Source organism: Streptomyces sp. NBC_01716, assembly GCF_036248275.1.
GTDB lineage: Bacteria > Actinomycetota > Actinomycetes > Streptomycetales > Streptomycetaceae > Streptomyces.
Genome location: NZ_CP109181.1, coordinates 7,560,924 through 7,579,744, shown reverse-complemented (window position 1 = coordinate 7,579,744; position 18,821 = coordinate 7,560,924). Strand labels below are relative to the sequence as shown.

At 68.2% G+C, this 18,821-nt stretch carries 18 protein-coding genes; 6 read left to right on the top strand and 12 right to left on the bottom strand.

Annotated features, from left to right (window positions below):
• Window positions 1-49: 49 nt before the first annotated feature.
• From OIE74_RS33840 to OIE74_RS33815, 6 genes are all read right to left on the bottom strand, one after another.
• Window positions 50-595 (bottom strand): hypothetical protein, encoded by a 546-nt coding sequence (locus tag OIE74_RS33840; RefSeq protein WP_329390542.1) that lies wholly within the window; start codon window positions 593-595, stop codon window positions 50-52.
• 392 nt (window positions 596-987) lie between these two features.
• Window positions 988-1,323, bottom strand: a complete 336-nt coding sequence (locus OIE74_RS33835) for a helix-turn-helix domain-containing protein (RefSeq protein WP_329390540.1) — start codon at window positions 1,321-1,323, stop codon at window positions 988-990.
• The gene (locus OIE74_RS33830) at window positions 1,320-1,628 is read right to left on the bottom strand and encodes a site-specific integrase (protein ID WP_329390538.1); all 309 of its coding nucleotides are present in this window, start codon (window positions 1,626-1,628) and stop codon (window positions 1,320-1,322) included. The genes OIE74_RS33835 and OIE74_RS33830 overlap by 4 nt, the downstream gene beginning before the upstream one ends.
• 46 nt (window positions 1,629-1,674) lie before the next feature.
• Window positions 1,675-2,508 (bottom strand): hypothetical protein, encoded by an 834-nt coding sequence (locus OIE74_RS33825; protein ID WP_329390537.1) that lies wholly within the window; start codon window positions 2,506-2,508, stop codon window positions 1,675-1,677.
• A gap of 202 nt (window positions 2,509-2,710) precedes the next feature.
• Window positions 2,711-3,109: a hypothetical protein gene (locus OIE74_RS33820; RefSeq protein WP_329390535.1), complete on the bottom strand. Its 399-nt coding sequence runs from the start codon at window positions 3,107-3,109 to the stop codon at window positions 2,711-2,713.
• A gap of 265 nt (window positions 3,110-3,374) precedes the next feature.
• A complete protein-coding gene (locus OIE74_RS33815; protein ID WP_329390533.1) occupies window positions 3,375-3,959 on the bottom strand; it encodes a DinB family protein in 585 nt (194 codons plus the stop codon).
• A 256-nt stretch (window positions 3,960-4,215) separates the two neighbouring features.
• On the opposite strand from OIE74_RS33815, the gene OIE74_RS33810 reads away from it, so the two are divergent.
• From OIE74_RS33810 to OIE74_RS33795, 4 genes are all read left to right on the top strand, one after another.
• Window positions 4,216-5,250, top strand: coding sequence for a helix-turn-helix domain-containing protein (locus OIE74_RS33810; protein ID WP_329390530.1), 1,035 nt, complete (start codon window positions 4,216-4,218; stop codon window positions 5,248-5,250).
• Between the two features lie 185 nt (window positions 5,251-5,435).
• Window positions 5,436-5,864 (top strand): peptidase inhibitor family I36 protein, encoded by a 429-nt coding sequence (locus OIE74_RS33805; RefSeq protein WP_329390528.1) that lies wholly within the window; start codon window positions 5,436-5,438, stop codon window positions 5,862-5,864.
• A gap of 146 nt (window positions 5,865-6,010) precedes the next feature.
• The gene (locus OIE74_RS33800; protein WP_329390526.1) at window positions 6,011-6,751 is read left to right on the top strand and encodes a hypothetical protein; all 741 of its coding nucleotides are present in this window, start codon (window positions 6,011-6,013) and stop codon (window positions 6,749-6,751) included.
• A gap of 273 nt (window positions 6,752-7,024) precedes the next feature.
• Complete coding sequence (locus tag OIE74_RS33795; protein WP_329390524.1) at window positions 7,025-7,552, top strand: hypothetical protein; 528 nt, start codon at window positions 7,025-7,027, stop codon at window positions 7,550-7,552.
• Window positions 7,553-8,251: 699 nt separating this feature from the next.
• Here the strand turns inward: OIE74_RS33795 and OIE74_RS33790 are convergent.
• From OIE74_RS33790 to OIE74_RS33765, 6 genes are all read right to left on the bottom strand, one after another.
• Complete coding sequence (locus OIE74_RS33790) at window positions 8,252-8,788, bottom strand: hypothetical protein (RefSeq protein WP_329390522.1); 537 nt, start codon at window positions 8,786-8,788, stop codon at window positions 8,252-8,254.
• Window positions 8,789-9,351: 563 nt separating this feature from the next.
• The gene (locus OIE74_RS33785) at window positions 9,352-10,191 is read right to left on the bottom strand and encodes a carbohydrate ABC transporter permease (protein ID WP_329390521.1); all 840 of its coding nucleotides are present in this window, start codon (window positions 10,189-10,191) and stop codon (window positions 9,352-9,354) included.
• Window positions 10,181-11,134 carry a carbohydrate ABC transporter permease gene (locus OIE74_RS33780; RefSeq protein ID WP_329390519.1) on the bottom strand — a complete coding sequence of 318 codons (954 nt, stop codon included), beginning with the start codon at window positions 11,132-11,134 and terminating at the stop codon, window positions 10,181-10,183. The genes OIE74_RS33785 and OIE74_RS33780 overlap by 11 nt, the downstream gene beginning before the upstream one ends.
• Window positions 11,135-11,141: 7 nt before the next feature.
• Window positions 11,142-12,410: an ABC transporter substrate-binding protein gene (locus OIE74_RS33775; RefSeq protein ID WP_329390517.1), complete on the bottom strand. Its 1,269-nt coding sequence runs from the start codon at window positions 12,408-12,410 to the stop codon at window positions 11,142-11,144.
• 15 nt (window positions 12,411-12,425) lie between these two features.
• A complete protein-coding gene (locus OIE74_RS33770) occupies window positions 12,426-14,021 on the bottom strand; it encodes an FAD-dependent oxidoreductase (RefSeq protein ID WP_329390515.1) in 1,596 nt (531 codons plus the stop codon).
• Window positions 14,022-14,118: 97 nt separating this feature from the next.
• Entirely contained in the window at window positions 14,119-15,144 is a 1,026-nt protein-coding gene (locus OIE74_RS33765) for a LacI family DNA-binding transcriptional regulator (RefSeq protein WP_329390513.1), read from the bottom strand.
• 231 nt (window positions 15,145-15,375) lie between these two features.
• On the opposite strand from OIE74_RS33765, the gene OIE74_RS33760 reads away from it, so the two are divergent.
• Entirely contained in the window at window positions 15,376-17,238 is a 1,863-nt protein-coding gene (locus tag OIE74_RS33760) for a hypothetical protein (protein WP_329390511.1), read from the top strand.
• Window positions 17,239-17,579: 341 nt separating this feature from the next.
• Window positions 17,580-18,806 (top strand): PP2C family protein-serine/threonine phosphatase, encoded by a 1,227-nt coding sequence (locus OIE74_RS33755; protein WP_329390509.1) that lies wholly within the window; start codon window positions 17,580-17,582, stop codon window positions 18,804-18,806.
• Window positions 18,807-18,821 lie beyond the last annotated feature (15 nt).

Here is an 18,821-nt window from a genome sequence, read left to right as displayed (position 1 = left end):
AGTGACGCTATTTGGGGGTGCACGTGCTTCCCGGGGGCGGGCGACTGCCTCAGTGAGGAACAGGGCCGGCGCGGTGGGGGTGGGCAGCGTGGATGTACTTCATGGCAGTGGTGATGGAGATTCCGAAGACACGGACGAGGTGGACGGGATCTTCGGTCTCGCGGGCCTCGTCCAGGATTCTGCCGGCGCGAACTGCGCGCAGAGTCAGACCGGCGGGATCGAAGCGCCTGTAGACGTAGTCCGCGGAGACAGGATCGGTCGTGCTGGCGGTCTGTTGAGTGACCAGGAGGTGCGCGTTGACGGTGCGTGGCGAACGCTGATGGCGGTAGCGGAGCCAGGCGTGCAGTAGGTCAGCTGTGGTGTTGTCGAGGTGGACGACGTGACGGCCGTGGGGGCGGCGGATCAGAAGTTGCCGTCGGGTGAGCAGCACGTCGGAGAGGACAAGGTTGCGCAGGTCGGTGCCGCTGCTTGCGTGGAGGGCGACCAAGGCGAGAACCAAACGGGTAGCCGGGTTGGAGCTGGTCTCCAAGAGCCCGGCCAGCCGGTCGGGGGCCAGTTGTGGGCAGCAGTTCCTGACGGGTGACGGGGAGTCCAAGGGTGGGGTCGACGAAGACGAGCTTGGCGTGTTTCAGGGCTCGGAAGAGCGACCGGATCGCCACATCGCGCTCGTGGGCGCGTGGGCCTTTGACCGCGGTGACAGCGGCCGTGACGTCGGCCTCCGTCACCTGGCGCAAGGTGGTGTAGCGGGTGGTCCAGTCGGCGAGTGGCTCGGCCAGGTAGATGAGGTAGCGGCGCATAGTGGCGCAGAAGCCTTCGTCATTGATGCGCCACAGCCGCTTGCACCGTCTGCACTCGCCCTCCGGGTGATTCCATTTGGAGCGCCACTGGTGGCAGGGGGAGCAGAACGGTGACTGAACCCGCAGCCCCCAGCCGAGGCAGCCGACGCACTGCCCCAGCGAGGGCAGGCACTTTCGTCTTGGGGCCACCTCAATTCGGTGGGAGCGACCTGGGCCGCCCCGCCCCGGTGGACCGGCGCGGAACCGGCCTGGGCGACTCACCCGCAGCCGTCGCGAGCCCTTCGTCCTGGGCTACCGGCGTTTCCCCGGCTACAGGTTCGGCGACGAGCAGGTCCGCGACCGTGCACTGAAGAGCAGCGCAGATCAGGTCCAGGTCGTCCAACCGCACCGTTACCGGTGTGCCCGACCAGAGCGCGGAGACCTTCGACATCGACGGATTGAAGCCGACTTCTTTGAACACGGGCATCAGGTCACTGGGTCTCCAGATGCCTCGGTTGGCCGCTGCCCACCGCAGGTTCCACTTCACGACAGACCCCCCGTGTCCACGCGCAGTCGTTGTGCGGCCCGAGCCGACGAACGTCGGCTGGCCATCTCTGGATCGCTCTGAGCGGACAAAATGTATCGAACCGTGGTCGTCGTCCAGTCATGGCCGAGCAACTTCTGCACCTCCCACAGCGACATCCCCGCCTCGTAACGGTGTGTGGCACAAGCATGCCGAAGCAGGTGAGGAAAGATCCGCTCGACCGGACCTGCCAGGTGAGCCTCCGAGGCTCTCGCCAACGCCTTCCGTAGTGTCGGCGTTGTCACCGCTGGGCCGACAGGGTTCGGCATGCCGCCAAGATCTCGCGCCAGGCGCTCAGAGGGCCACACCGGCGACTCAGGGTGCTCCGGACCGTCCGAGAACAACCCTCGGACCTCCTCCACGTATCCACCACAGCAACTCACGCCCCTCGGCGAACAGAAGCGCCTCTCGCTGCCGCGGCCCCGACCCTCGGGCGCCCTTGCCCTGAACGACGAACCGCCCGAAGTCGCCGGCCTCCCAGTGCAGGTCCTTCATGCACATCCGGCACAGCTCCGAAGCCCGCACCCCGGAGATGTAGATCAACTTCGCCATCACGTAGTCCCTGCACGCCACCGCCTCCTTGCGGGCGTGCGCCAGCTCCCGCCGCCAGCCGGCGAAGAACTCGCCAACCGCCCGCGCCGACGGCGGCACCCGAAGGCCGAAGTCACCGCGGTGTGCATGCCGGTTGAACGGATCGACCGGCGACTCGACCGCCGCCCCGAACCGCCGGAAGATCTCGTGCGCGTAGCGTTGCTCCAGGAATGCGAAGAAGTGGTCGATCCGGTTCAGCTTCGATCGCACCGTCGGCGCCTGACGCTTGCCGACCCCGGCGAAGTAGCCGTCGACGTGACGCGGCGTCAACCGCCACGGCACCACACCGTACTGGTCGCACACCTCGATCACCGGCTTCGTCAGGCCGTCCAGCGTCGAGGACGCCAGGCCCGCCACATCTCGCGCCCACTGGTACTCGACCAGCGCGTCCATGAAGAACAGCTGCTCGTCCTCCTCGTCCGCCCCGCCTGCGAACCGGCGCTGCAGCAACAGGACATCGCTCAAACCCGGCTCGCCGTCCAGCAACTCCGCGTCTGCGTACGACGGTTCGCTGGGCGGCGGTACGAGCGAGAGCACGCGTGTCCCGGGATCTGCCATGGACACGGGCCAAGTAGGGCGCTCAGTCACAATGGCGGTGATGCCGCGGCGACGTCGGCTTTCTCGCACTCGGCGGTGCGATCGCCCCGCGACGGCTGGGATGTCATGGACCCTCCGGCGTCTCCTACGCAGCGTCCATGCCAGCAAGGCATTCTGATGTGACGTGGAGCTGCGAATCACCCGCAGCCCTGTTCGTGCCGAGTTACCGCACCGTCTGACCTGGTGTTTTGCGGGACGTTGTAGGTTGACACGGCCTCGGCGCAACTATCCAGTCTTTCGGCGCTGTTTCCTGTCTGCCGTCGGCGAATGCATACCCCGAAAGTGACACGAGTTTCTTGTAGCAGGTCAGGGCGGCGGCCAGGCCGGGGAAGGCGAGGAGGTGCGAGCCCTTTCGTTCGTATCGGACGGTGAGGCGGCGGTAGCCGAAGAGCCAGGCGGTCGGCCGTTCGGTCTTCCAGTGGTGCCGACCGTGGCGTTCGCCGGGCTCGATGCCGGGCCGCGCGATGCGCGCGACGAGCCCGCGCTCGCGCAGCCAGGCCAGGTGTTCGGCGGAGAAGTACGCCTTGTCGGCGCGGAGTTTGACGGGGTCCGGTGCCGCCATGGTCCCCGGCGGGACCGGAGGGCGGGTATGCCGCGGATGAGCGGCTTGAGGACGAGGCTGTCGTTGCCGCCCGGTGCGGTCGACGCCGCCGGCCGGCCTCGGTCCATACCGTGAAGCGGCGATGCGCGGTGGCGGGCGACGTGCCGAACGTCGGCGGCAACGGGGCGGCCGGCTTCCAGAGTTCATCAGGAACCAGACGCTTCGACAGATCAGCACCCACGACCGGCATCATGCCGCCCGGACATCACGTCACGTGCGACAACCTCTAGGCCTTGATTGGAGCGGCCGACCTGGCGGCCTGTTCGATCTTCGCGCAGTAGGCCGCACGGGCTTCCTCGTCGATCCGCGTCTCGTGTTCGGCGCGCAGCCCGGTCCGGCCGTCGAGGCCCTCACGCAGGATGTCGGCGTGCCCGGCATGCCGGACGGACTCGCCAAGGACATGGACCATGACGGCGAACAGGTTCGTGTCGGCATAAGGCTCCGGCCACCACGGCACATGGCCGGGGGCGTCGAGGGGAAGCTCGTTGATCGTCGCGTCCGAGTGTTCCCACGTGCGCCGGTAGAACCCGATGATCTGATCGCGGGTCTCGTCCTCGGTCGCCCACAGATCGCTGCCGTCGGAGTCCTGCCACCGGGGCAGCGGTTCCGGGGAAGGGCGGTCAAAGACCTCGCCGAAGTACCTGGCCTCGACGCTGGCCACGTGTTTGACCAGTCCGAGGAGGTTGGTCCCGGTCGCTGTCAAAGGCCGGCGGGCGTCGTATTCGGACAAGCCGTCGAGTTTCCAGAGCAGCGCCTCGCGGTCCCGCCGCAATCTCCCGTGCAGGTTGTCCTTCGCGAATTCATCGATCATGCGGCATGAGCCTGCCACGGGCTGCTCATGGTCTCAAGATCGGCCTCGGATGAAAGCTGGGGGCTGCGGCGTATCGGGGCATTCCGCGGGTCTCACACGAGCAGGGCCTGGCCGCGCGGGAGTCCAGGAAGGCGTCCCGCCGGTCAGCCGACGACCGTCTCCCGGGTGCTGAACCGTCGGCGCGCCCGGCACCAGCGGCCGCCCGGCCGAAGTAGCGGTCTTCTCGATCGATGTCCTGTCAGGCAGTATCAGTTGCATGCCCGTTTTCGCGGAGATGCCAGGACAGGGCGGTACGGGGCCGGTGGTGACGGTGGGCACCGATTCCGTCCCGGCGCCGGAGCGGTTCGGCTGGTGGTCCGAAATGGTCGGCCACGAAATCATGCCCGTGGCGGTACGCAGCGCGCACACGGCCGTCTTCCGGGGCCGGGCGGAAGCCGTCGTGCTGCCGCACAGTCAGGTGACGACCTTCGATTTCTCCCCGATGACTGCCCGCCGCTCGCCGGTCCACATCCGCCGCCACGACCCCGAGAACTACTATCTGCTCCTGGTCCGGGACAGCTCGGTCCGGCTGGAGCAGGCGCGCGGCGTCGCCTGCCTCCAAGCCGGCAACATGGCCCTCTTCTCCACCTCACATCCGCTGGCCTGCGAGTTCCTCGACCACGGCCGCCAGACCCGCCTGACGCTGATGCGGCTGCCGCGCCCCGTCCCGCCACTGGCCGACGGCCGGGCCGACCGGCTGCTGGCCGAGCCGCTGTCGCCCCTGGCCGGGTCGGCGGCCCTGCTCGGCCTGTACCTGGCACAGCTGCCGCAGGCCGCCCGCACCTGCGACCAGGCGGAGCTGGCCCGGCTCGGCGCCATCGGGGTGGACCTGGCGGCCACCCTGGTGGCGGCCAGGCTCGGAGCCCAGGACACCCTGCCCGCCGAGACACGCAATGCGGTTCTGCTGGCCCGGATCAACGCCTTCATCGACCACCAGCTGGGCGACCCCGAGTTGAACCCTGCGGCCATCGCCGCCCACCACCACGTCTCCGTACGCACCCTCCACCTGCTGTTCCGAAGCGAACCGGAAACCGTCAGCGCCTCGATACGTCGGCGGCGCCTGGAACGCTGCCATGCCGACCTCACCGACCCCCGGCTGCGGCGGCGGTCCATCAGCGCCATCGCCGCCCGGTGGGGGATCCCGCGCCCGGCGGACTTCAGCCGGGCGTTCCGCGCCGCGTACGGCGTGACGCCCAGAGAGCTCCGGCAGGCGGCGCCGCTCAGTCTGCCGGATGCGAACGGGCTGCGCTGAGCGACAAGTAGGGCCGCACGCATCGCCAACTCGCAGCCGACGGTGCGCGTCACGATGTGGGGGAACGGGGAGGTGCCGACGCCGCCCCCGCGCGTTCCGTTCCTTGTCCAACTGGTCACAGCAGGAATGCCGCGCCATCTCAGTACCTCCAGCACACCACTTCTCACTCAAAAGGGGGAACATCCATGCGGAAACTGCTATCTGTGTTCGCCGGTGTCGCCGCGCTCGCAGCGACGCTTGCCGGACCAAGCTCCGCAAGCGCATCCGAGACCCGGTTCACCGAAGTCGCCGGGGTCAGCGGGCTGTACAGGGTGACCGGAGCCGGCAGCGACGTCATCGCGCAGGACGCGTATGACCGTTGTGGGGCGGGCACGTGCTTCTTCCAGCACTACCAGGGCGAAGGACTGCTCTGGGTCGTCCCCAGCTGCGGACGACACCATCTCCCCGACTACCTCGACGGCAAGTCGACCTCGGCCTGGAACAGGACACCGACCCCCATCATCCTCTACGACGGCACCTACACCGGGCGGCTGGGAACCATGCCGGGGTGGTTCAAGGACGACCTCAATCCTGCTCACGACAACAAGCTGAGCTCCGTCGACGCAGCCTGCTGAGCCTGTCCGAAGCCGGCGAAGATACGTACCCGCTCGCTCACCACGGCCCCGCTTGCACCCCACCCCGTCGCAGTATTGCCGGACCCGGTGGCTCGGGGGGGCCGGGTTGGTTGTTCAGCACGCCTTGCCGGAAGGGGAATTGAGGTATGGAGATGTGGTGTCAACGCACCGTCGCGGCTCGGGCGATCGCCGGGGCAGCCCTCGCTGTCCTTCTCACGGCATCCGTCACCGCTTGTTCCGACGGCGGCAACGCCGAGCCATCACAGCAGGTGGACGACGACCAGGGCAAGCAGACGTCGGAGCAGCCCGCCCCCTCCGGAAACGGTCTGCCCACTTCGGACGAGGTCACAAGAATGCTGCCCACCACAGAGGAACTTCCCGCCGGCTGGAAGCTCTCGGGGTCGGATTCGGTGGGCTGGCGAGACGCCGCCGACGCGCAGAACGCTGCCGGGGCCCTGGAGTGCGGTGCGATGCCGCAGGAGGCTGCTGAAGGACATGGTTTCGGGATCATGGGCATGGTCAGTGCCGGTAATGAGGACAAGGGCGACGGCGCGCACTTCGAGCTCAACGTGCCGACCGGTGAGGACGGCTTCGGCCCCTCATCGAGTGTTGCCGAGGCAACCAAAATGGTCGAGGAGAACCTCGCGCTGAACCAGAAGCTGTATGACTGCTGGGATCCGAAGCCAGTCGGCGTTGGCGGCAACGGACTGACCTTCAACACGCAACGCTTCACCCACATTCTCGTACGCGTGGGACCAGTGGAGGTAACAGTCCATGCGCCCGTCGACGGCAAGCCGACAGCACAGGAGTGGGCCCGGGTTCTGGAGCAGCGTGTCCGGGCCGTACTGGAGGGCAAGACTCCGACGGCCCGCGTCACCCTGCGGTGAGGTATCGGCGCCGCCCAGGCGATCTTGCCGAGCACGGGTCTGACCCCGCCGGCGTCGTACGGTCTCGATGACACCCGGGGGTCCTCCCTTGTGGGTCCGGGACAGCTCGGCGTCCGGGCAGGTGGCTACCCCATCGACGGATGGGGCAGCGGCCCGAGGTCGACCCCGGGGAGGTCATGGCCGGCTATTCCTCCGGCCTGAGACTGGCAGTGCAATGTTGTCGGGTACACGTCATCCTTGGCCGCGCGATAGCGGAGACAGACGGGAAATCCAATGGACACCGAGGGATTCGTCCGGATGGTGGGGCGCCGCGCAGCGCTCCGATACGCGCTGGCGGGCGTCGCGGCCTCGGCCGTGGCTGCCTGCTCGGGTAATGGTTCCACCAGCGTCAGATCCCAGACCCTGGGGGCGTTCCTCAAGGGCAGCTGGCAGTTCGAGGCAGAGAACGGCAAGGGGGCACGGATTGACGTATCCGAAGACGGTCCGTTACTGGTGACCGGCGGGGGCACGGAAACTCCGTGGTCGGAGGAAGGCAGCTGGTCCTTTGAGGGCGGCCGCCTCTCCGTGACGTTTGACCGGCGCGCTCCGTATGTGGTCCATGACGTTCCCGAAAGGGTGGAGAAGACGATCGAGGGCAGGCACACACTGTCAGGGGGACTCATCGACGGCCAGGACGCGGGCTACTCGAAGATGCAGGTCAGCGGCGGCAAGGACAAACTGGTGCTGACGTTTCCCGAGTACACGGACGACGAGCCCCGGGTGGTCACCTGCGTCCGAGTGGAGACTCACGAGGCACCCTGAGGCGGTGCTGGGAGAATGTGGTCAGTTCCCGCTGATCCGGAGGTTTCTGGGTGGCGTTGGTCCGGGCAGACGCCGTGCTGATCAGTCGCGTTGCGCTTCGCGGGGGGTCGGTGCTGGGAACAAGCGCGAGTGTCCCTATTCGAGACCCGCGCGCCTAGGGCGTGTTTTAGAAGTAGCGTCGTCCGCCCATCGGGCGGGGCCCACGGCGTCTGGTGCATGCGATCGCAAGGCGGAGGATCAGCCTCGTACTGGACGTACTTGGATGACTCCGACAACGCAGCGAGCGCGCGTGCCAGGCGTCGTGGGCCAGACGGGACTTCTCAAACACGCCCTAGGCCCGTCCGCAAAGGTTCACCGGGTTGGAGCGGTGCTTTCCTTGCGCCGAGGGGGCGCTCACACGCTCAGGAACGCTCGCGCGAGGAACCGTCGCGAGAGCGCAGAGGAGTCACCGGTGGTCGGATGAGCTTTGTCGTCGAGAGAGAACCAGCCTGCGTCGCTTCCGGTCGATCTCAGTGACGACGACCGTGACCTCGCTGGTGGTCGCGGAAAGCGGAGGCGGTGCGGCGGAGGCCGGAGGCAGCGGCCACGATGGCGATGGTGTGCGTATCGGTGAGGGTGGCCGCGCTTTCGCTCTCGTGCAGGTCGGTCGTCTCATCGGAATCGCGGCCTTTCTCGCCGGCATGTCACCCGACGGTCCGGCTACTTGATCAGGGCATTCGCGATAATGATCACCAGGCCGATCAGCATGTCCAGGCCCCCCGCCCAGCACGAGGACGGCCATCCGTGCCCCGCGGTGCGGGCGGTCCAGGCGCCCCAGCCGAACAGGGCGGCGGTGTTGAACAGCAGGGCCGCGTCCACAGCCGTGGCTTCTGCCCACCATCCCGCTACCGCGGCAAGCAGTATCCCCACCGCGGGCAGCACGGCGGCGACCAGCGGCCACTCGGCGAGCACCAACCGCAGTCTGCTCACGGTGGCCGCCCCGTCGACGGACGCACGCTGGGCGATGACGTGCGCGTACCCATGGGCGGCGCCCGACGCCAGCGCGGTGAGCAGCACCCACAGCGCGTCCGGACCGGGATCGGCCTTCTCGCCCGTCGCGTCCAGCGCGGCCACGAGGGCGCTGGCCAGCACCAGGCCGTAGATGCCGCTGAACAGCGACTGCTCCGGCAGTCGGTGCGGCAAGGTCAACCTCTGTGCGACGCCCCTACGGCGGACATGGTCGGCGCGCTCGGGCATCGCATCGCCTCGGTGCGGGAAGAGGGTTGGGTCCGCACATACTCACCCGCGTGACGTCAGGGAACACGACGCCACGCGCAAAGGGGGCCTTGACCCCGGGTTTTGGACACCGGAGAGACTTGGATCTTGATGATCGGCCCGGGGAGGCCAATCGCTGTCGGACTTCGCTCGCTGTCAGGATCGAGGTAATCGCGGCGGTGATCGGTTGGTACGCCTCCTGCGCGAGGCGACCACCAGGAAAGCGTCAATGTCGAGCAAGTGCGGGTTCATTTCCGCGAGGCCCTTCAGAGCCGCGAAGAAAGTGTGAGCACAGGCCGCTCGACACACGAACCAACGCGGAAAGCCTCAACAGCATCCCCAGCAGCGAGGGGCGAACAGGAGTGACGGCGGGTGACGCGCGGTCAGGCGTCGCGGCCCCGTTCGAGCCACGGACGGTTTTCCGGGCGGACTGCCCCAGCAGGCCGATCATCGACCAGCTTGCGGACAAGTGGTCGATGATGGCGATGGCGCTGCTGGAGCGGCCCACCCGGTTCTTGAGCGCAACGGCGTGATTCAGCGCGGGGTTACTTCAGGCCCGTGTGCGCGAGTCCTTCCACGAACTGGCGCTGTGCGAAGACGAACACCGCGAGCACGGGCAGCGCGGTCAGCGAGGCCGCCGCCAGCTGGACGTTCCACATCGGCCCGCCGTACGCGTCCACGTACTGGGTGAGGGCCTGCGGCAGGGTGAACATCTCCGGGGTGGAGAGGAACACGATCGGTTCCAGGTAGAGGTTCCAACTGTGCAGGAACGTGAAAATGGCGACCGCCGCCAGCGCCGGGCGGGCCAGCGGCAGCGCGATCCGCCAGTAGATGGCGAAGCGCCCCAGACCGTCCATCCGTGCCGCCTCCTCCACCTCGTGCGGCAGGGCGATGAAGAACTGCCGCATGATGAAGGTCGCCAGGACGCTCGGCGCACCGAAGACCGGCACGAGGACCAGCGGCCAGTGGGTGTCGATCATCCCCCAGTCGTGGAACATCTGGAACAGCGGGACGATCGTGACCTCGCTGGGGATCAGCAGACCGGTGAGGATCACCAGGAACAGCGCGTTCTGCCCGCGGAACTGGATACGCGCGAACGCGTACCCGGCCAGCGACGCGACCGCCAGGGTCCCCAGGGTCACGACGATCGCGATGTACATACTGTTGAAGTACTGCTGGCCGAACGGCTGGAGCTCGAAGACCCGGCTGTAGGCGCTGAGGCTCGGATCGTCCGGGAACAGCTTCGGCGGGAACGCGAAGATGTCGGCCGCCGGCTTCAGCGAGGACGTAGCCATCCACCAGGTGGGGAAGACGAACGGGACACACAGCACCAGCAGGATCCCGTACAGGACCAGTTTGGTCCGGGTCGACTTCTTATGATTCATGGAACACCCACTTCTTGCGCATCTGCCACTGCACGATGGTCAGCACCAGCACGATCAGGAACAGCAGAACCGACAGCGTGGCCCCGTAGCCGAAGTGGTGGAACTTGAAAGCCTGTTGGTAGAGGTAGTACACGAGCACCGTCGTGGAACCGCCGGGCCCGCCCTGTGTGAGGACCGCGATCTGCGCGAAGACCTGCAACGAGCCGACCACGGTGATGATGGAGGTCAGCAGGATCGTGGGGCTGATCAGCGGCACCGTGATCCGCCAGAACTGCCGCCACCGCCCCGCGCCGTCCACCGTCGCCGCCTCGTACAGCTCACGCGGCACGCCCTGGAGGGCGGCCAGGAACAGCACCATGTTCAGGCCGACGTTCTTGAAGCACTGCACGACGATCACCGACAGCATCGATGTGCCTTCGCTGCGCAGCCAGTTGGGCCCGTCGACCCCGATCAGGTCCAGGCCCGCGTTGATGCCGCCGTTCTTCTGGAGCAGAAAGCCCCAGACGATCGTCCACGCGACGAGCGACACGACCACCGGCGAGAAGAACAGGGTGCGGAAGACGACACCGCCGCGCAGCTTCTGGTTGAGCAGGACGGCCAGCGCCAGCGCGAGGCTGAGGTTGAGCACCACCAGGCCGACGGAGAAGTAGCCGGTGGCCCGCAGGACGCCCGGCAGTTTCGGGTCGTCGAACAGGTTCTCGTAGTTGTCCGTGCCGACTCCGTGGAACGTACCGGCCAGGACGTTCCACTCGTGGAAGCTGTACCAGACGACCAGGATCAGCGGGACGAGCACGAAGACGACGCTGCCGATGAGCTGCGGGGCGATGAACAGATAGCCGGCCAGGTGATCCCGGCGCCGGGAGGTCCAGAAGGACCTCCCGGCACGGGCGCCGTCGTTGGCCGGTCCTGCCTCCGGGACACGGGGACGGTCATGGGTCTTCATGACGCCGTCACTGCTCCAGTTGCGGCTTGATGGCGTCGCAGACCCCGGTCAGGACCTTCGGCACATCGGCCTGCGGCTTCCACAGCGAGTCCAGCTCGGAGCGCACGGCCGCGTAGATCTCGGCCTGGCCGATGTGGACGGGCTTGACCTTGCCGTTCTTGATTCCCTCGATGACGACGTCGGACAGCTGCTTCTCACTCAGCTTCGCGTTGCTCTTGGCGAGCGCGGCGGCGTTGAGCTGTGAGGAACGGGCCTGCGGGAAGTAGGCCCCGAGCTTCGCCGCGTTCGTCTTGTTCGTCATGAACGCGTGGAAGTCGGCCGCCGCGTCGGGGTGTTGGCCCTTGGCGAGCACCGCGATCCCCGCCTGGCCGGTCACGGCGTACTTGCCCTTCGGGCCCTCGGGCAGCGGCACGAAGTCCCAGGCGAACTTGTCCGTGAGGAGGGACGCGCGACTCATCTGCGTCACCGTCATGGCGGACTCACCGGCGAAGAAGTCGGCGGTGGTGCCCGGAGCGAGCATCGCCTCGTCCTCGAAGATCGCCTTGTGCAGGCTGGTCATCGCCTGGACCATCTCCGGCTTGTCGAAGCCGCAGGTCTTCCCGTCGGCGGACCACGCCTCCGCGCCCCAGCCGTCCCAGTACGAGGCGAGGTTGTCCCACGACTTGTAGTCGAAGTCGCGGATGACGATGCCGGTCTTGCCGGTCTTGTCGTTGACCGCCGCGCCCATCGCGGTGGCCTCGTCCCAGGTCCACTTGCCCTGCTTGATGAGGTCGGCCGGGGTGGGCTGACCGGCCTTCTTCAGCATGTCCGTGTTGACGAAGACACCGAAGGGCGAGGTGGAGAAGGGGTAGGCGTACAGCTTGCCGTCCTGCTGCCAGATCTCCTTGGCGGCGGGCAGGACGTCCTCGTCGTCCTTGACCTCCTTCAGCGCGCCGGAGGACACGAAGTCGGGCGCGGAGTTCTCGAAGATCCAGGCCAGGTCCGGCGACTTGCCGCCGGCTATCTGGGTGGTGAGGGTCTCGGTGTAGTTCTCGACCGGGAGGACGTCGAACTTGATCGACTTCACATCGGGGTTGGTCTTGCGGTACTCGGCGGCGATGCCGTCGAGGAGCTTCAGGTGTTCCGGAGCTCCTGACCACACGGTCATACGGAGGTTCACAGGCCCGTTGTCCGAGCCGGCGTTGTCACCACCGCCGCCACAGGCGGTCAGTACGAGGACCCCGGTGGTGGCGAGGGCGGCGAAGTTGATGGTGCGCTGCTGTCGTTGGGTGTTCATGCGGGTGTCTCCTGGTTAGTAACCGCTGATGTCGGGCCAGCGCAGTTCGACACCGTGAGCGGTGAGCAGGCGCTGGAAGGCTTCGAGCCGGTCCGGGGAGTTGCGTACGGCACGGGGGGTGAGCCCCTGTTCGACGCAGTGGGCCGCGAGGAGGCCGGCGACCTCGCCGATGTTCCATTCGACGGGGTGCAGGCGGTAGCAGCCGTTGGTGATGTGGGTGGTGCCGATGTTCTTGCCGGCGGGTATCAGGTTCTCCGTCCGCCGGGGGATCAGGGCCCCGAGGGGGATCTCGAACGGGCTGGAAGGTACGTCGATGTAGTTGTCACCTCCGGTGGAGGGATGGAGGTCGATGCGGTACATGCCGATGCCGACGGAATCGGCGTAGTTCACCGAGCCTTTGCCGCCCCGGACATCCAGGGACAGGTCCTGCTCGACGACCGTGTATTCGGCGCGGATACGACGGGACTCGCGGTGGTACGGCGCCTGCGCCAGCCCGTCCCGGCTGCCCGTGACGTCGCCGCGCAGACGCAGACCGGGGAAGCCGGTGCCTCCGTCGGCGCGCGGGGCCTGTGTCTGCATCCAGTACAGAAGGGAGAACGACAGCTCCTTGGCGGCGGCCAGATGCGCGTCCGCGTCGGGAACGTCGATGACCGGGCTCTCCAGATAGTCGATCATCGGCCAGTTCACGAGGGTGATGTCACTGGCGTACGCGCCGGGGACGAAGTTGTCGCGGGCCGCGATCCGGCGGAACGTCCACAGGTTCATGTCGCCGCCGCTGACCCGCTGATCGGCGATCACCTCCGCCGGATCGTCGCCCGGATTCGGCGTGAACCCGCGCTCGACCAGTTCCAGGGTCCGCGGGTGCGGGGCCTTCCAGGACAGCAGCGGGGCACCCCAGAAGGGCGGCTGGTAGCCGGCCCAGTGGGTGTAGTTCGCCGGGCGGTCGATCGTGTGGTCACCGTCGACGTGGTCCAGGGCGAAGCAGTAGGAGACGGCCTGCATGTTCGACGGCTGCGCGTTCTCCGGGGCGCTGGGCTCCCCGGTGTCGCCCCGCGCCTCGAAACCGGTGACGTACTCCGTGCCGGTCAGGGGCAGCAGTTCACCGGTCTCGGTGCCGTCGAGGATGTACGCGGCGGTGGCGGTCACCCGCTCACCCGTGTCGCGGTGCGCGAGTGTCACGGCCTCCACCCGGTCCCCGTCGGTGTCGGCCGACACCGGCCGGTAGGGCTGCAGGACGGTGAGCCGGCCGCTTCCCCGGTACGGGGCGAGCATCTCGTCGATCACCGCGACGGACACCCGGGGCTCGTGGCAGAGCCGACTGACCCAGCCCGCGCCGGGGTTGAGGTCACGGCGGCCCCGGGCGGCGGCCGTGAGCGGGAAGTTGCGCCGGTAGTAGTCACGGATCCCCTCGCGCAGTGCGCGGTAGGAGGCGGTGGCGCCGAACTGCTCGATCCAGGTGTGCTCGTCCGGCGGCACGGCCTGACTGGTGAGCTGACCGCCCAGCCAGTCGTACTCCTCGGTGAGGATCACACTGCGGCCCGCGCGCAGCGCACCGAGCGCTGCGGCGACACCACCGGTGCCTCCGCCGACTACGAGAACATCCGCGTGCATGGGTCTCCTAGCGTGAAAGGTTGTGCGATTTCTTCTGACCGGCGCGGAGCGCCGCTCGCTGTCGCCAGGGGCCGGGGTCGCTCGTCGCGCCGGGGCGTCAGCGCACCGGCGGGACGAGGGTCTGCCCCTGCCTCTGTTCGCAGCCGAGCAGACGCTGGGTCGTGGCCGTACGACCGTGCAGGACGTCGACCAGCAGCTCCACCGCTTGCCGGCCGATCCGCGACCGGGGGATGTGGAAGCCGGTGAAGTCCAGGGGCGAGTCGACCGGGGTGGTCGCATCGCCCAGGGTCATCACCGACAGGTCACGCGGCACCGACAGGCCCCGTGCCACCGCCGCCTCCGCGAGAGCGACGGCCTCGGCCTCCACCTCCACGAACACCGCGGTGACCCGGGCTTCGACCAGCCGGGCCACCCGCTCGCCCGGATCCGGTGTCTCGGCCATGAAGGACGGGGCGTCCGCGCCGGCCGCCCGCCGAAATCCCGAGAGCCGGTCGGCGGAGGACTCCGCCCCGGTGCCCAGCCCCACGAACGCGAAGCGCCGGTGGCCAAGGCCCCGGGCCCGTTCCACGAGCCGCGCGGTCGCCTCCACGTAGTCGGCGCCCACATACGGCACCGGCCTGCCGTCCGCGTCGTCACGGCGGCCCACGCATACGAACGGGTAGTCCTCCGCGACCAGGCGGCTGAGTTCCCCGGAAGGGATCTCGCGGCCCAGCAGTACACAACCGTCCGCGACCCGCAGCCGGTTGTTCTCGTGGAAGATCCGCCGCCGTCCGCCGGTCACCGGCGCCGAGGTGAACATCAGCAGATCCCAGCCGTAGTTCTCGGCACTCTCCTCGATGCCCCGCAGGAACGGGAAGTAGAAGTCGGCGCTGGTGCTGGGAAAGACCGGTTCGTAGGTGAAGACACCCAGGATCTGGTTGAGCTGCTTGAGCATCCGGCGGGCCAGCGGATCCGCCGCGTACCCGGTCTCCCTGATGACCCGCAGCACCCTGTCCCGGGTCGTCGGGGCGATCCGGGCCGCGGCGTCCCCGCGGTTGTTGAGCACGAGGGAGACCGTGGTCTGGCTGACCCCCGCGCGCCGGGCGATGTCACGCTGAGTAAGCCTTCTTGGAGCCAAGCTCATACGACACCGCCTCCCGTCAATAGCGTTAATACGCATTGCCTCGATCAGGTGAACGGAACTTAAGGGACCCCAAGCGACCCGTCAAGAGGTTCGACAAAGACCGTCGCGCCAGTAGTAATTCGTATTAGCGCCTTGACGGCGGCCTCAGGCCCAGGGAATGTGTTCGACCAGCCGAACGGTCACGCACCGTCGGTACCCTCTCCGCCTTCACTCACGTCCAGGAGACGCCCCATGAAGTACGGATCCCCTCTGTCACGCCGCGCGATCCTCACGGCAGCCGGGGCCGCCGGCCTCGCCGCCGCCCTGCCCGCCCCCCACGCCCTCGCCGCCGGCACCCTGCCGACCCTGCCGTCCCTGCCCCCGGGCGCACCCTCCCGGCGCGCCTTCGCCGCCGACGAACAGCTCTACGCCCCCTACCTGGTCAGCCTCGCCCCGATGGTCAACGACATCGAGGACAACGGCTTCATGGGCGGCGGCTGGTGGCGATCCCCCGCGGTCCCGTACAACACGCGCGTCCAGGAGCACGTCTACACACTGGCCTGGTTCCTCACCAGCAACCGCTCCTGGAACCCGTACCGCGGCAACTCCGCCCTCCTCGGGCGGCTGGACGCGGCACTCGGCCACTACCTCGGCCTCCAGCACTCCGACGGCTCATGGCCTGAGTACAACCCCGGCGAGCACTCCCTCGCCGCGACCGGCTTCGCCCTCGGCTATCTGAGCAAGACCCATGTGCTGCTGAAGGACGCGCGACTGCTGCCCACCCGCCGCGCCCAGATCGCCCGCGCCCTGCACGGAGCGATGACCTGGCTCCTCAACCCGTCCAACACCGGTCCCTGGCGGACCCCGATCAGATACACCAACCAGGTCACGGCCGGACTGGCGGGAGCCGCACTGGCGCTCAGAACCAACCCCGACGCGGCCCTGCGCGGCCAGTTGGACGACGCCTTCGCCCGCATGGCCCAGAACGGGCAGGGCCCGGCCGGCTTCTTCTACGAAGAGGGCGGCATGGACATGAACTACAACTTCGAGGTCATGCTGCCCGAGATGGCCGACGCCTGGCGGCAGTCGCACAACCGGCACCTGGTGACCATGACGCGGAAGTACACCGACTGGCTCGGCTACAACCTGCTGCGCGAACCCGACGGCTCCGGCTGGTTCTGCAATATCGCCCCCTCCACCCGCACCAGCACCCTCGCCTACGACAACACCCGGCCCGACCCGGAACGCACCGCCCTCAACGCTCAGTTCGTCCCGTCGGTGGCCGCGCTGGGCGCGTTCATGTCCGCCCGTGAGGACCTCGCGTCCGCCCGCGCCTCCTGGGCCGCGGACACCTCGCCGGTGGCGGGACTGACCAAGCAGAACACCTCACCGCGGATCCTCAGCCACGCGATCTACAAAGAGAGTTACCCCACCCGGCAGGCCAAGACCCGGGCGATCAAGGCCGTCCCGTACCTCGCCTCGAAGAACTTCACCGAGCGCCGCACCGACCAGGGCCAGGACTTCCTCTACATCCGTCGCCCGGACGTCTACCTCGGGGCCTACCTCGGCACCCGGCCGACCAGCAGGGCCCGCACCGGCCTCAGCTTCCTGTGGCACCCGGTCGCCGGCACCGTCATCCAGTCCCTGAACGACAACAACCACGGCCTGTGGGCCACCATCCTTCCCGGCCAGATACCGGACTCCAACGGCCCCCAGACGGGGCAGTTCTTCGGCGGCAGCCCCTACGCCTTCCGCTTCGGCACACCCACCGGGTCGGTCGTCACCGACGTCAAGGTCAGCGACGGACTGGTGCAGCGCTCCGTCCGGGCCAACTCGGAGGCGACCGAGACCGTGCCGCTGATCCTCCAGGCGTCCGACCGCGTGGTGTTCACCGACGGCACCGCCCTGTCCTGGGGCGGCTCCGCCACGGCCAACGCGACCGGTATCGATCTGCACCGCCGCTCCGGCGTCGTCCAGATCCGCTGGGGCGCCGCTCGGCCCGCGAGCATTGCCGCCGCCTCCATCAGGTATCTGCGCGACGGCAGCAGGCGGATGCACATCCTGAAGGTCCCGCACGGCGGCTCGCTCGACGTCAGCATCCGGCTCGCCTACTGACATCCCGACCGATGTCTCGCCGGCGACGGTGTGCCGGGTGACGGGCGTAGCGAGGGCCCCACACCACAGTTCTGGTGGTCTGGGGACCTGCGTCCGCCGAAGCGGCTGCGTTGCGCCAGGAGAGATCGGGAAGTGGCGCCCGTTGTTGTCAGGTGACGCCACGTCGATGCGGATGCGTGCACAGGTCTTCAGTCCGCGTGCACTGTCCGGCTCCCCCGGAGGCACCGGCGTGGGGAGACATGCCGCGCACGGCCTAATGCGCCACTTCGGTGGCTCGACCAGGTCACGTTGTGCGGAGGCGGTGACCGGCGTGGGCGGCAGGAAGGGCGGTGGACCGGGCCATGGGCGAACAGGGCGTGGACCGGCCGGAAGGTTTCGGCGAGCGGCTGCTCGGTGTGCTGCTGGACAGGGCGCGGCTGTTGCCGCCGCAGCTGATCGCGCCGCTGATCGCCGAAGAGGTGGCCAGGATCGGCGGCCGTAAGGTGTCCATCCTGCTCCAGGACTACGCACAGGAGCTGCTCGTGCCGCTCCCGGGCGGGAAGCTGCACGTGGGGCAGCCCGAACCGATGGCCGACTCCCCCGCCGGCCGGGCCTTCCTGCGCGCGGATGTCGTAGAGGTACCACAGGCCCACGGCGGCGTACGGATGTACCTGCCCCTGCTGGACGGAAGCGACCAGGTGGGCGTCATGGCCCTGACGCTGCCCGCCGTCGGCGACGACGACCGGCGCCTGCTGCGCCGGCTCGCCGGTCTGGTCGCCGACATGCTGGTCACCAAGAACGCCTACACCGACCAGTTCTTCCTGGCCCGGCGCCGGGAACCGATGAGCGTGTCCGCGGAGATCCAGTGGGGCCTGCTGCCGCCGCTGACGATGGCGGTGCCCCAGGTTCAGGTGGCAGGCATCCTGGAGCCCGCCTACCGCGTCGCCGGCGACAGCTTCGACTACGCCCTCAACGACAACATCCTGCACGTGGCCGTGATCGACGCGATGGGCCACGACCTGGACGCCGCCACGATGGCGACCATCGCCATCGGCGCCTACCGCCATGCCCGGCGCGTGTTCGTCAGCCTGGCCGAGAAATACGCGTTCATGGACCATGCCATCTCCCGGCAGTTCGGCAACGACCACTTCGTCACGGCCCAGCTGATGCACCTGAACATCGCCACCGGTGAGCTGGAACTGGTCAACGCGGGCCACCCCGCACCCCTGCTGATCCGCGAAGGCCAGGTCGTGCGGCAGCTGGAGAGCGCGACGACGCTGCCCGTCGGCTTCGGAGGTGAGACGCCCCGCATCCGGGAGCACACACTCCAGCGGGGCGACCGGGTGCTCTGCTACACCGACGGCATCATCGAGGAGCGGGCCGACGGCGGGGAGACCTTCGGTGAGGAACGCCTCATCCGCTGCGTCAACCGCCTGAGCCAGGAGCCGTCGGACGGGATGCGGGCGGATCTGCGCCGGCTCTCCCACACGCTGAAGAAGGAGCGGGGCGGGCGCACCAGCGACGATGCCACCCTCTTCATGTTCGAATGGCGCGGAGGCGCCGCCGACCACCTCGCGGTTCTCGACTGAACCGGGGTGGAGTGC